Genomic DNA, 12,842 nt, shown 5'->3' with positions numbered 1-12,842 from the left:
ATAAAGTATTTCACGACTAGAAAAGATGTTGTTCATAGTTCAATTCCCACTTCATATATAAGTAAAACGAATGCGACATTTATATAGGGAAGGGGTTTTTATACAATGGGGGAAATCCCAAGTCATACAAAGTGGACATTGCGTGACAAGTATATAGTAATCACTGGTGCAACAAGTAGTATTGGATTAGCGGCAGCTAAGGTGTTTGCAAAAAGCGGTGCTAAGCTAGGAATCATTGCACGTAATGAAGCAAAAGCGAATGATGTTATGACTCAACTTGAAAATATAACGGATGGGAATGCAGTGGTAGATATATTTTTCGCTGATATGTCTTCCCAACAATCTATACGCCAGGTAGCTACCAATATTTTAGAAAGATGTCCGAGAATTGATATATTAGTAAATAATGCGGGTGCTTTATTTCAAACAAGGCAAATTACAGAGGACGGTTTGGAGATGACCTGGGCGGTAAACCATTTAGGTCCATTCTTACTTACAGATTTGTTGTTGGAGCGTTTAAAAGAAAGTGCTCCTGCTCGCGTCATTACCACTGCATCTCACGGTCACAAAATGGCTGAAAAGGGAATTGATTTCGATGATCTAGATGCAGAACAACTGTATCGCGGTATTAAGAAGTTCATGGGCGGTCCTACAATGCGTTATGCACAAACAAAACTAGCTAACATTTTATTCACCTCTGAATTGGGACAGCGGTTGGAGGGAACGGGTGTTAGTGCTTATAGCTTTGACCCGGGGCTAGTGAATACGAATTTTAACCAGGATAATGGTCTAGCTGCTCGCTTAACTATGGCAGCAATGAAACCTTTCTCCCGTACGCCGGAGAAAGGTGCTGAAACTTTAGTATGGCTAGCAGAATCAACTGGATTTACTAATCAGAGTGGTTATTACTATGCCGATAAACAAGTAGGGGAAATGTCTGAAGCTGCCTTGGATAAGGATGCAGCAAAGCGTCTATGGGACATAAGCGAAAACCAAACACGAGAGTAAAAGAGTAGCGAGTATATGTTCAGATTATTATGTTGAATAGTTTTTTACCCTTAAGTAAAAAGTAACCTTGGGGGTGAGTGCAATGAGTAAAAAAGTGAAAAAAGACCATTCAAGATCAATCCTAGGTTCTCCAGAAGTGGAAGGACAAGGGACAACAACACATGAAACTGGTTCTCATAAAGTATCTTCATCAAATAAGAAGCAGAAACGAAGCTAATATAAAAAAGGGAGAGTCTTGGCGGCTCTCCTTTTTTATAGGGGAATTACTAAAAATGAGTTAATTTAGCGATATAGTTAGGAGAGGAAAATAGTAAATGCAATTACATTGAATCGAGAACACATGAAACAAAAAACAGGAGTTTGTAAGCCCCTGTTTTTGTCGATACTATTTCAATAAGCGAAACGCTTTCTCTGTATTAGCAAAATGCAGTTTTACAAACTCAGGTAATCTTTCTTTACCTACTTTTTGAATTAATTTAGCAGCGGCGATATCAACTTGTTTACCAGCACCTTTTGGAAGTGGCATACCAGCTTTTTTACTTAGTTCGTCAAATTGTTTTACGAATGAGTAACGAGCTAAAATGGAAGCGGCGGCAACAGCTAAATGAACACTTTCACCTTTCGTAGCGAAGTAAACATTTTCACGCTGTACCTGTTTTTGTTTTGCTAAATACTTATAGTATGTATCAGGTTGCGTAAATTGGTCGATTAAGATGCCTTCTGGTGTTGTAGGAGCAATTTTCGCTAATAAGTTTGTAATGGCTTTATTGTGTAGTAAAGCTTTTAGCTTACCTTGATTATTTCCTTTATCAAATAGCTCGTTATATTTTTCATTATGAAGAACGAGAGAGCTGTAAGGAACAACGTGAAGTAGTTGTTTTGCAATAGCGGTAATTTGAGCATCGTTTAAGTTTTTGGAGTCTTTTACACCAAGTTCTTTTAAAAGTGGAATTTGTTTTGCGTCCACATATACAGCAACTACTGTCATCGGTCCGAAGTAATCACCAGTACCTACTTCATCTGATCCTGCTATAGACATTGTACCGATGGAAGCAGGCGGTGCAAAACGATGAGAATCGACCGATTTTTTTACAGTTGTTTTCGGTGTTTGAGAGACAGTTTGCCAACGAGAAGCTTCTGCTTCAGCACGTCCACCTTGGAACATTACTTTTCCAGATTTATATGCTGTAATCGTGCAAGATGGCACCTTTGCCATAAAGATACCGCCTTGCGGAATTTTTGAGCTAAGTGCTTGTTTATATTGTTGTTTCATGTCTTCAATTACTGTAGAACTTGTTTGTATTACGATAGAATTTGACAAAATGGTCGCTCCTTTTTTATATTGTTATTTTTATCATATCGGATTGTTCTTTCTGTTTCCATATTATGATGGTTCATGGTATGATAAACTTTAGGATTCTGTACGTGATTGGAGGCCGGTGAGTTGTCACAACAAAAGGGAAATAAAAGTCGAATTAATGTAGAAATATATGGCCAACAGTATTCAGTTGTTGGCGATGAAAGTACAAGTCATATCCGCATGGTAGCAGCGATTGTGGATGATAAAATGCGCGAACTCAATGCCAAGAATCCTTCGCTTGATACGAGTAGACTAGCGGTATTGACGGCGGTAAACGTCATACACGATTACATAAAATTAAAAGAAGAACATGAGAAGTTGAAAGAAAGTATGACAAAAAAAGGAATGGAATAAACATGATTGATATTATTATCATTTTACTGCTTGTTATGGGATTTTTCCTCGGATTACGCAGAGGTTTTATCTTACAACTTGTAAAGTTAACAAGCTTTATTGTCGCATACCTTGTTGCATACTGGTACTGTAAAGATTTAGCGCCAGCACTTGCGAAATTTATTCCGTATCCATTTGATAAAAATGTATCTGTTCCAGAATGGATTGATGCAAATAATATTGAGACAGTATTTTATCAAGCAATTGCGTTTATCGTATTATTTATTATTACAAAAATCGCACTTTCATTACTTGGTAATTTGTTAAATATGTTTGCAGAAATACCGGTGTTAAAGCAAGTAAATGCGTTTGCGGGGGCAATCCTCGGATTTTTAGAAGTATATATTATTTTGTTTGTTTTAATTATTGTTGGAAATATTCTTCCGATTGAACAAATACAAACACCATTACAAAAATCATCAATTAGCAAAATAATTGTAGACGATACACCGATTCTCTCTGAAAAGGTGAAGGAGCTATGGCAGACAGGTAGCAGAGTATAACTTCTCTTTTTTCGGAAAGAGAAGTTTTTTCTATGAAAGAAAGGCGGAGCAATGATGAAAGTAAATAAAAAACAAGTTATTAAATTACTAGAGACAATCGGGCTTTTTATGGAACTAAAGGGTGCGAATCCATTTAAAATATCTGCATTTCGTAAAGCAGCAGCAGCACTAGAAAGTGATGATCGTAGTCTTTCTGAAATTGAAGATTTCACAAAGATTCCAGGTATCGGAAAAGGAACGGCAGCAGTTATTCAAGAATATATAGAATCGGGAACATCTGAAGTATTACAAGAACTTGAAAAAGAAGTGCCAAGCAGTTTGTTACCGTTATTAAAACTTCCAGGCCTTGGTGGTAAAAAGGTAGCTAAGTTATACAAAGAACTTGGTGTTGTGGATATGGAATCGTTAAAAGCTGTTTGTGAGGAAAATAAAGTACAAGCTTTAGCAGGTTTCGGTAAGAAAACAGAAGAGAAGATATTAGAAGCAATTGATCAAGTAGGATCTCGTCCAGAACGTTTACCGATTGCGATGGTATTACCTATTGCCGGGGAAATAGAGGAGAAGTTGTCGAATATTGCTGAAGTAATTCGTTTTTCTCGCGCTGGTAGCTTACGCCGTGTTCGTGAGACAGTGAAGGATTTAGATTTCATTATTGCAACGACAGAACCAGCAGCAGTACGTGAACATTTATTGCAATTCGATAATATGATTGAAGTAATTGCAAGTGGAGATACGAAAGTTTCTGTTCGTCTTCAATACGAATATGATATTTCAATCGATTTCCGTTTAGTAAAACCAGAAGAGTTTATTACAACGCTTCACCATTTCACAGGATCAAAAGACCATAACGTAAAAATGCGCCAAATTGCAAAAGATAAAGGCGAAAAAATTAGTGAGTATGGTGTAGAGAACTTGGAAACAGGTGAAGTAAAAACATTCGAGACTGAAGAAGAATTTTTTGCTCATTTCGGTCTTCCATTTATCCCACCAGAAGTGCGTGAAGATGGAAAAGAAATTGAATTAATTAAAGAGTATCCAAACTTAATTCAGTTTTCTGATATACAAGGTGATTTACATATGCATACAACGTGGAGTGACGGTGCTTTTTCTATTGAAGAAATGGTACAGGCATGTCGTGCCCGTGGATATAAGTTTATGGCGATTACTGATCACTCACAATACTTGAAAGTAGCGAACGGTTTAACGAAAGAGCGTCTTCGTGAACAAGCGAAAGAAATTGAACGTATGAATGAAAAGTATCCAGACATTACAATTTTACGCGGAATTGAAATGGACATTTTACCGGATGCATCACTTGATTTTGATGATGAAGTATTAGCAGAATTAGATTATGTTATTGGAGCTATCCACTCTAGCTTCTCACAAGACCGTGAAACGATTATGAAGCGTCTTCGCGCTGCACTTGAGAATAAACATGTTACAATGATTGCTCACCCGACAGGACGCCTTCTTGGACGTCGCGAGGGTTACGATGTAGACACAGATTTATTAATTGAACTCGCAAAAGAAACAAATACAGTTTTAGAATTAAATGCAAATCCAAACCGTCTAGATTTAAGCGCGAAATTATTAAAACAAGCACAAGATGCTGGTGTAAAAGTAGCGATTAATACGGATGCTCATACACTTGAAATGTTAGAAGACATGGAAACAGGTGTAGCAGCAGCACGTAAAGGTTGGGTTCAAAAAGATAACGTGATTAACACGTGGGATATTGAACGTTTATTAGACTATATTAAACGTAATAAGTAACACAAGGGGGACCTGCAACATGTTAGAAAGAACGTTGCGTGTATTAGAATACAATAAAGTAAAAGAACAATTACTTGAACATACAGCCTCTTCACTTGGTCGTGACAAAGTGAAGAATTTAGTACCGAGCACTGATTTTGAAGAAATTGTAGAACTACAAGATACGACGGATGAAGCGGCGAAAGTCATTCGTTTAAAAGGGAGTGCGCCATTAGGTGGTATTACTGATGTTCGCTCAAATGTGAAGCGTGCAAAAATCGGAAGTATGTTAAGCCCAAATGAACTACTTGATATTGCAAATACGATGTATGGTAGTCGCAATATGAAACGTTTTATCGAAGATATGGTTGATAATGGTGTCGAGCTTCCGATTTTAGAAACTCACGTCGCTCAAATTGTATCTTTATATGACTTAGAAAAGAAAATTACAAATTGTATCGGTGATGGCGGTGAAGTAGTCGATAGCGCAAGTGATAAACTACGTGGTATTCGTAACCAAATTCGTACTGCGGAAAGCCGTATTCGTGAAAAGTTAGAGAATATGACGCGTTCTTCAAACGCACAAAAGATGTTATCTGATGCGATTGTAACGATCCGTAACGAACGTTACGTAATCCCGGTAAAACAAGAATACCGCGGTGTATATGGTGGTATTGTTCACGATCAATCTGCTTCTGGACAAACGTTATTTATTGAACCACAAGTAATTGTAGAATTAAATAACGCACTTCAAGAAGCACGTGTGAAAGAAAAACAAGAAATCGAACGCATCTTATTAATGTTAACAGAAGAAGTAGCAGTAGAAGCTGACATTGTTTTGTCTAACGTAGAAGTAGTTGCAAATCTTGACTTCATTTTTGCAAAAGCTTTTTATGCGAAGCGAATTAAAGCAACGAAGCCAATCGTAAATAACGAGCGCTACATGGATTTAAGACAAGCGCGTCATCCGCTTATTGATCCGGAAATTATTGTGCCAAATAACATTATGCTCGGTAAAGATTTCACAACAATTGTAATTACAGGACCGAATACAGGTGGTAAAACAGTTACGCTGAAAACGGTTGGTATTTGTGTATTAATGGCGCAATCTGGTCTTCATATTCCAGTAATGGATGAGTCAGAGATTTGTGTATTTAAAAATATTTTCGCTGATATCGGTGATGAGCAATCGATTGAACAAAGTTTAAGTACGTTCTCCTCACATATGGTGAACATTGTAGATATTTTAGAAAAAGCTGATTTTGAAAGCTTAGTTTTATTCGATGAATTAGGTGCTGGAACAGACCCGCAAGAAGGGGCTGCACTAGCAATTTCAATTTTAGATGAAGTATGTAATCGTGGTGCTCGCGTTGTTGCAACGACGCATTACCCGGAATTAAAAGCATACGGATATAACCGTGAGCAAGTTATTAATGCGAGTGTTGAGTTCGATGTGAACACATTAAGCCCAACGTATAAATTATTAATCGGTGTACCAGGACGTAGTAACGCCTTTGAAATTTCGAAGCGCCTTGGATTATCTGATCGCGTTATTGATCAAGCGCGTAACCATATTAGTACGGATACAAATAAAATTGAAAATATGATTGCGAAGTTAGAAGAAAGTCAAAAGAACGCAGAGCGTGACTGGAACGAAGCAGAAGCGCTTCGTAAGCAATCTGAAAAACTTCATCGCGAATTACAGCGTCAAATTATTGAATTTAACGAAGAGCGTGATGAAAAATTGTTAAAAGCGCAAAAAGAAGGGGAAGAAAAAGTCGAAGCTGCGAAGAAAGAAGCAGAGGGCATTATTCACGAACTTCGTCAATTGCGCAAAGCGCAGCTTGTAAACGTGAAAGATCACGAGCTTATTGAAGCGAAGAGCCGTCTAGAAGGTGCAGCGCCAGAGCTTGTGAAGAAACAAAAAGTGAATGTGAAAAACACAGCGCCAAAACAACAATTACGTGCAGGCGATGAAGTAAAAGTATTAACGTTCGGTCAAAAAGGTCAATTACTTGAAAAAGTAAGTGATACAGAGTGGAGCGTACAAATTGGTATTTTGAAGATGAAAGTGAAAGAATCCAATATGGAATACATTAATACACCGAAGCAAACAGAGAAAAAAGCAGTCGCAAGTGTGAAGGGTAGAGATTATCATGTGTCGTTAGAGCTTGACCTTCGCGGTGAGCGTTATGAAGATGCAATGATGCGCGTTGAAAAATATTTAGACGATGCACAGCTTGCAAGCTATCCTCGTGTGTCAATCATTCACGGTAAAGGAACAGGAGCGCTTCGCCAAGGTGTACAAGATTACTTGAAAAAACATCGCGGCGTGAAAAACTACCGTTACGGTGACATGGGCGAGGGAGGCCTAGGCGTAACAGTTGTCGAATTAAAATAGCAAACAACGAAACAAAGGGGAAACCATTATATGTTTATGGACAAACTTGCAAAAGCATTGTTAGCTTGTTGTGGAATATTTTTGGTGATTGGGGTTATTTATTTAGTTGTTTTTGCGAAGTGAAGGAGCGTCAATCGTGGCATAATGATATTGCCATAGATTGACGCTTTTAATATACGAAAAGGAACAAAATATGAAAATCAACCAATGCATAAGCGAAGCAAAATCCTGCTCAAGACGCGAAACAGATCGTCTTATTAAAGCTGGACGCGTGGCTATTAACGGCGAAATTTGTACGCACGGTGCTCTCGTGAGCGATGATGATGTTGTAACGATTGATGGGCAGGTTATTGCAAAAGAAGAGAAAGAAAAGGTGTATATCGCTTTTCATAAACCAGTTGGAATTACTTGTACAGCAGCCGATCATATTGAAGATAATATTATTGATTATATCAATTACCCAGAGCGAATCTTTCCCGTTGGACGATTAGATAAAGCATCGGAAGGACTTATTTTATTAACGAATGATGGCGCGATTGCGAATCAAATTTTACACGGAGATCACGAGCATGAGAAAGAATACGTTGTGACGGTAGATAAACCTTTTACAGATTGGTTTATTGATGAGATGTCCAGCGGTGTAAAGATTAAAGATGGAATGACGAAGCCATGCAAAGTGACGAGAGTCGGCCAATCTACATTTCGCATCGTTTTAACACAAGGAATGAACAGGCAAATTCGTAGAATGAGCCGTGCTTTCGGGTTTACTGTAACAAAGCTAAAGCGAGTGCGCATTATGAATATAGAATTACATGAGCTTGAAGTGGGAAAGTGGCGGAGCGTTACAGCTGAAGAGTTAGAAATTTTAATAGGGCAGTTATAGGGAGGAAAAATTTTCTCCCTATATTTTTTTGTCAGAAAAAATAAAACTATTGATTTTTTAAAAAATAGCCCATATAATAAAAAACAACAAGTTTCGACAAGATATTTTATAAAAGTAATGATGAGGACATGAGTTGTTTTCTACGATTCTCAGAGAGGGAAGCCTTAGGCTGTGAGCTTCCTAATACGAAAAGACAATCTTACCACCTCTAAACTTCAAGAGTGAACTGCATGCATGATGCATTGTAATTCTTGGCGGATAAAACCGTTATCAATTTACACGAGCTATAAAATGAGCTTATTTCGTTATAAATTCATTTTATTAGAATAAGGGTGGAACCACGATTTCAACACTCGTCCCTTTGTTAGGGACGGGTGTTTTTTGCGTTCTTTTACGGGGAAGTATGCTTGAAAGAGGAGATGTGACGGATTTTAATTCAGAATATTTTGTTAATTAATTATTTAGGAGGTTAGTAGAAATGAAATCATCTTTAAAATTTTCTGAGATGTTTGCAATAAGTTTAATGTTATTTGCACTATTTTTCGGTGCAGGTAATATGATTTTTCCACCAGCGTTAGGACAAGGTGCTGGAACAGATGTATGGATCGCGTTATTTGGTTTTATCGTAACAGGTGTTGGATTGCCTTTATTAGGGGTAATCGTTATAGCTCTAAAGGGAGATATTAATGAGCTAGCAGGACGTGTGCATCCTATCTTCGCACTTGTTTTTATCACTGCAATTTATTTATGCTTAGGCGTATTCGTAAGCGTTCCGCGTACAGGGACAGTTGCTTATGAAATGAGTGTTGCACCATTTTTACCAAGTGAGATAGCTAGCCAATCCTATCCACTTGTTATCTTTACATTTATTTTCTTTGCGGTAACTTTCTATTTAGCTTTAAATCCTTCAAAATTAGTGGGACGCATCGGTAAAGTGTTAACTCCAATTTTATTAGCTGTTATTGCAATTATTGTAGGTAAAGCACTTATTACACCAATTGGAGAATTTGGTTCACCGACAGAAGCGTATAGTGCTCCTCTTTTCAAAGGTTTTATTGACGGATATTTAACTTTAGATGGACTGGCAGCACTTGTTTTCGGAAATGTTGTCATTAATGCTTTAAAAGCAAAAGGTGTTACAAATAAGAATAGCATTGCGAAAGTAACAATCTTTGCAGGATTTATTGCAGCACTTGGTTTACTACTTGTGTATTTAGCGCTTGCGTATCTTGGAGCTTCTAGTGTATCGCTTGGAATGGGCGCAAACGGAGGCATTATTTTAACAAACGTTGTAAATCATTTATTTGGTAGTTACGGAACATTATTACTAGGTATCGCAATTACAGCAGCATGTTTAACAACTTCTGTAGGTATTGTTGCAGCTTGTGGAGAATATTTCTCTTCCTTATTACCAAAGCTTTCATATCAAAAAGTCGTTTTCATTTTCTGTGTACTAGCATTTATGGTAGCCAATCTTGGTTTAACGCAGTTAAACGCATTAGCATTACCAATCTTAATCGCCATTTATCCAATTGGAATCGTTCTTATCGTATTATCACTTGTTGAAAACTACGCTCGTCTTCCATTAGCGATGTATGTGGGTGGTATTGTAGGAGCGTTCGCAATTAGTTTCTTTGATGGATTACACAATGCAAATCTTCAAATTGCAGCATTAGCACCTATTCTAAATAAGATTCCATTATATAGTGTAGGAATTGGTTGGTTAGTTCCAGGCATAATCGGTATAGGATTTGGTTATATAGTTTCTAAGTTTCAAAAGCAGGAAATTGCTGTAGAAAAATAGAGAAAAGAGGCTTTCTATAATAGAAAGTCTCTTTTTTTATAGAAAAAGTTGTACATAGAGAAATTTAGATATTAAAAAATTTATACGTAATATAGTTGACAAAAAATTTATGAGTAGGCTAAGATTGACTTAGTTGTGGAAATATTGGAAGGGAAGTGAAGGAAAGGGGTTTCTATAACTATAGTGTTGTTATGGGAAGAGGTGAAAGAAGAGGAAAAGGGATAGTTTATTTTTTTTGATTTATATTGAGAATGATAATCAATTAATAAGTTTTATAATTTTTTCTCAGTTTCTATGCCTTCGTATAAGGAATAGGGTGAGATATTATTTTTAATATTCAATGAGAATGATAATCAATAATACTTATGTTACATAAAAGAATGCTAATTAAATATAGGTGGAAAAGGTTATTTTTTTCTTATAAATTGAGAATAATTATCATTTTCAAAAAATGAAATGCAAGATAAACAAGGAGGAAACAAGAAAAATGAAAAAGTTTTCTGTATTACCCGCTTTTATTATGACATTTGTATGTATGCTAGCTTTTCTTGTAGTGCCGTTCGGACAAGCTTCAGCAAAATTAGCTGACGGTACGTATGATATTAACTACGTAATACAAAAAGCGGAAAACGAGTCAGCTTCAATGGCAAATGATTATTTTGAAAAGCCAGCTAAGTTAGTTGTAAAAAATGGTGAGATGAAAGTTCAAGTTCCAATGAACCATAGTGCTTGGATTACAGAATTTAAAGCACCGGAGAATGGAAATTTTGTTGATGCAAAAGTAGTGAGTAAGGACGAAGCGGCTGATAAAAGAACGGTTGAATTTAAAGTTGATGATCTATCAAAGCCGTTGGGAGTAAAAATTCATGTTGTTGTACCAAGTGCAAACTATGACCACCACTATACAATTCGTTTTGCGTTTGATGCAAATGTAAAAGCTGTAGGTGGCGATAACGGTGTAGTTGCTGCAACAAAAAATAATGACCAAGCGAAAACAGATACACAAGTAAAAGAAGAAAAAACGAAAGTAGAGAATAAAGAAGCGAATAAAGAAACAAATGAGAGTAGAAAAGCTGAGAAAACAGATAATCCAAAAACAGGAGACGAAGCACGTATCGGATTCTTTGCAGCGTTACTTCTTGTTTCAGGTGTTTTCTTAATTCGTAAAGTGAAGCTAAACAAATAAATATTTCAAAGGGTGATGAATATATGTTTAAACAATTTAAAATGATTATTGCCGTATTTGCTGTTTTATTTACGTTTATCGCAACACTAGGTTCACAAGATGCAAAGGCTGCTACAAAACTAGCTGATGGGAAATATAATATTGCTTTTACTGTATGGAAAGGCGATAAAGATGAATCATCTAGAATGAATAGTTATTTTGAAAGCCCAGCAACATTAACAGTTAAAAATGGAAAACAATATGTTTCATTTAAAGTGAAAGATAGTTCTTCTATTAAAAGTTTCCAAGTAGAAAAAGATGGTCAATTTATAGAAACAACCGTGTTAAGTGAAAACAAAACAGATAATACTAGAGTTGTAGAGTTTGAAGTTGCTGACTTGTCAAAAAAACTAAACGGCAAGGTGAAAATTAATATCCCAATTATTAAATACAATGCTTCATATGATATTCGCTTTGTATTTGATGGGAACGGTGTTAAATAATTAATTTTTTATAAAGGAGCGTTATTTCATTGAACAAGTATCTTAAGATTGTTGTTGCAATGTGTCTAATGATATTTACATTCGTATCAACATTACAACCACTTGCAGTTCAAGCAGCTACCAAGTTAGCTGACGGTGAATATTCAATTGGCTTCAAAGTTTTAAAAGATACATCAGATGAAGAATCGATGATGAATCAATATTCAGTAAGCCCGGGAACTTTAAAAGTGAAGGATGGGAAAAAGAAAGTATCCTTTACATTAACGAATAGTTCATGGATTACGAAGTTTGAAACAGAAAAAGCAGGCCAACTTGTTGAGACAAATGTAATTAGTGAAGATAAAGAAAAAGATACAAGAGTAGTAGAATTTGATGTGGAAGATGTAGAGAAGGTATTAAATGCAAAAGTAAAAGTAGATATTGATTTTTTAAATTATCATCATGACTATGATGTGCGCATTGTCTTTGATCAAAATAGTATTAAACCCGTTCATGTAGAAAAGCCAAATGAAAAAGAGGACCCAGCTAATCAGCCAGATCCAAATGAAAAACCTGATCCGAGTCAGAAGCCCGACCAAAAGCTTGACCTAGATCAACAACCAAATTCTAACACAATTACAGATGGTGAGTACAGCATTCCATTTAAAGTGTTCAAAGTTCAAACAGATGAAGAATCCAAGATGAATAGTTACATGGTAAATCCAGGAGTATTAAAAGTAGAAAATGGTAAGAAAAAAGCCGTTATAACACTAAAAAGTAGCTCATTAATTAAAAATTTCCAAACGGAAAAAGATGGTGCATTTGTTGATGCAAAAGTAGTGAGTGAGGATAAGGAAAAAGATACAAGAGTAGTAGAGTTTGAAGTAAACGATTTATCTAAAAGACTAAATACAAAAGTATTTATCGAAATGGCATCAAGAAATTATAAGCAAACGCATGATGTACAACTTTTATTTGAACAAGATAAACTTGAAAAAATTAAAAATGAAGAGAAAAAACCAGAAGTAGAAAAACCAGAAGTAGAAAAACCAGAAGTAGAAAAACCAGAAGTAGAAAAACCAGAAGTAGAA

The 12,842-nt window shown here is 36.2% G+C and carries 12 protein-coding genes and 1 other annotated feature; of the genes, 11 read left to right on the top strand and 1 reads right to left on the bottom strand.

Annotated features, from left to right (window positions below):
- Positions 1 to 105: 105 nt before the first annotated feature.
- Both JDS98_RS09575 and JDS98_RS09570 read left to right on the top strand, forming a co-directional pair.
- A complete protein-coding gene (locus JDS98_RS09575) occupies positions 106 to 1,008 on the top strand; it encodes an SDR family NAD(P)-dependent oxidoreductase (protein WP_199633836.1) in 903 nt (300 codons plus the stop codon).
- Between the two features lie 82 nt (positions 1,009 to 1,090).
- Positions 1,091 to 1,225, top strand: coding sequence for a YuzL family protein (locus JDS98_RS09570; protein ID WP_000039591.1), 135 nt, complete (start codon positions 1,091 to 1,093; stop codon positions 1,223 to 1,225).
- Between the two features lie 168 nt (positions 1,226 to 1,393).
- On the opposite strand, the gene rnhC is transcribed toward JDS98_RS09570, so the two are convergent.
- On the bottom strand, positions 1,394 to 2,329 hold the full coding sequence (gene rnhC, locus JDS98_RS09565) for a ribonuclease HIII (RefSeq protein WP_000071618.1): 936 nt from the start codon (positions 2,327 to 2,329) through the stop codon (positions 1,394 to 1,396).
- 123 nt (positions 2,330 to 2,452) lie between these two features.
- Here rnhC and zapA point away from each other — a divergent pair, with 123 nt between their 5' ends.
- The 9 genes from zapA to JDS98_RS09520 all read left to right on the top strand — a co-directional run.
- A complete protein-coding gene (zapA, locus tag JDS98_RS09560) occupies positions 2,453 to 2,722 on the top strand; it encodes a cell division protein ZapA (RefSeq protein ID WP_000082703.1) in 270 nt (89 codons plus the stop codon).
- Positions 2,723 to 2,724: 2 nt separating this feature from the next.
- Positions 2,725 to 3,264, top strand: a complete 540-nt coding sequence (locus JDS98_RS09555) for a CvpA family protein (protein ID WP_199633834.1) — start codon at positions 2,725 to 2,727, stop codon at positions 3,262 to 3,264.
- Positions 3,265 to 3,318: 54 nt separating this feature from the next.
- The gene (polX, locus tag JDS98_RS09550; protein WP_098911619.1) at positions 3,319 to 5,037 is read left to right on the top strand and encodes a DNA polymerase/3'-5' exonuclease PolX; all 1,719 of its coding nucleotides are present in this window, start codon (positions 3,319 to 3,321) and stop codon (positions 5,035 to 5,037) included.
- A 19-nt stretch (positions 5,038 to 5,056) separates the two neighbouring features.
- The gene (locus JDS98_RS09545; RefSeq protein WP_000893740.1) at positions 5,057 to 7,417 is read left to right on the top strand and encodes an endonuclease MutS2; all 2,361 of its coding nucleotides are present in this window, start codon (positions 5,057 to 5,059) and stop codon (positions 7,415 to 7,417) included.
- 193 nt (positions 7,418 to 7,610) lie between these two features.
- Positions 7,611 to 8,300 (top strand): 23S rRNA pseudouridine(2604) synthase RluF, encoded by a 690-nt coding sequence (locus tag JDS98_RS09540; protein ID WP_098711758.1) that lies wholly within the window; start codon positions 7,611 to 7,613, stop codon positions 8,298 to 8,300.
- Positions 8,301 to 8,408: 108 nt separating this feature from the next.
- Positions 8,409 to 8,664 (top strand) — a binding site (T-box leader).
- A gap of 114 nt (positions 8,665 to 8,778) precedes the next feature.
- Positions 8,779 to 10,104: a branched-chain amino acid transport system II carrier protein BrnQ6 gene (gene brnQ6, locus JDS98_RS09535; protein WP_000842655.1), complete on the top strand. Its 1,326-nt coding sequence runs from the start codon at positions 8,779 to 8,781 to the stop codon at positions 10,102 to 10,104.
- A 487-nt stretch (positions 10,105 to 10,591) separates the two neighbouring features.
- Positions 10,592 to 11,290, top strand: coding sequence for a heme uptake protein IsdC (gene isdC, locus JDS98_RS09530; RefSeq protein WP_199633832.1), 699 nt, complete (start codon positions 10,592 to 10,594; stop codon positions 11,288 to 11,290).
- A gap of 23 nt (positions 11,291 to 11,313) precedes the next feature.
- Positions 11,314 to 11,772, top strand: a complete 459-nt coding sequence (locus JDS98_RS09525; RefSeq protein ID WP_000476173.1) for an NEAT domain-containing protein — start codon at positions 11,314 to 11,316, stop codon at positions 11,770 to 11,772.
- 29 nt (positions 11,773 to 11,801) lie between these two features.
- Positions 11,802 to 12,842, top strand: a 1,041-nt coding sequence (locus JDS98_RS09520; protein WP_199633830.1) for an NEAT domain-containing protein, incomplete at its 3' end; no start/stop codon positions are given.

The organism is Bacillus cereus group sp. N11 (assembly GCF_016483605.1).
Taxonomy (GTDB): domain Bacteria; phylum Bacillota; class Bacilli; order Bacillales; family Bacillaceae_G; genus Bacillus_A; species Bacillus_A toyonensis.
This window is presented reverse-complemented; position numbering and strand designations above follow the sequence as displayed.

Excerpts from the sequence above, each read along its gene's own strand:
- JDS98_RS09575 (WP_199633836.1), top strand. The coding sequence starts at position 106 with ATGGGGGAAATCCCAAGTCATACAAAGTGGACATTGCGTGACAAGTAT.
- JDS98_RS09570 (WP_000039591.1), top strand. The coding sequence starts at position 1,091 with ATGAGTAAAAAAGTGAAAAAAGACCATTCAAGATCAATCCTAGGTTCT.
- JDS98_RS09555 (WP_199633834.1), top strand. The coding sequence starts at position 2,725 with ATGATTGATATTATTATCATTTTACTGCTTGTTATGGGATTTTTCCTC.
- polX (WP_098911619.1), top strand. The coding sequence starts at position 3,319 with ATGAAAGTAAATAAAAAACAAGTTATTAAATTACTAGAGACAATCGGG.
- JDS98_RS09545 (WP_000893740.1), top strand. The coding sequence starts at position 5,057 with ATGTTAGAAAGAACGTTGCGTGTATTAGAATACAATAAAGTAAAAGAA.
- JDS98_RS09540 (WP_098711758.1), top strand. The coding sequence starts at position 7,611 with ATGAAAATCAACCAATGCATAAGCGAAGCAAAATCCTGCTCAAGACGC.
- brnQ6 (WP_000842655.1), top strand. The coding sequence starts at position 8,779 with ATGAAATCATCTTTAAAATTTTCTGAGATGTTTGCAATAAGTTTAATG.
- isdC (WP_199633832.1), top strand. The coding sequence starts at position 10,592 with ATGAAAAAGTTTTCTGTATTACCCGCTTTTATTATGACATTTGTATGT.
- JDS98_RS09525 (WP_000476173.1), top strand. The coding sequence starts at position 11,314 with ATGTTTAAACAATTTAAAATGATTATTGCCGTATTTGCTGTTTTATTT.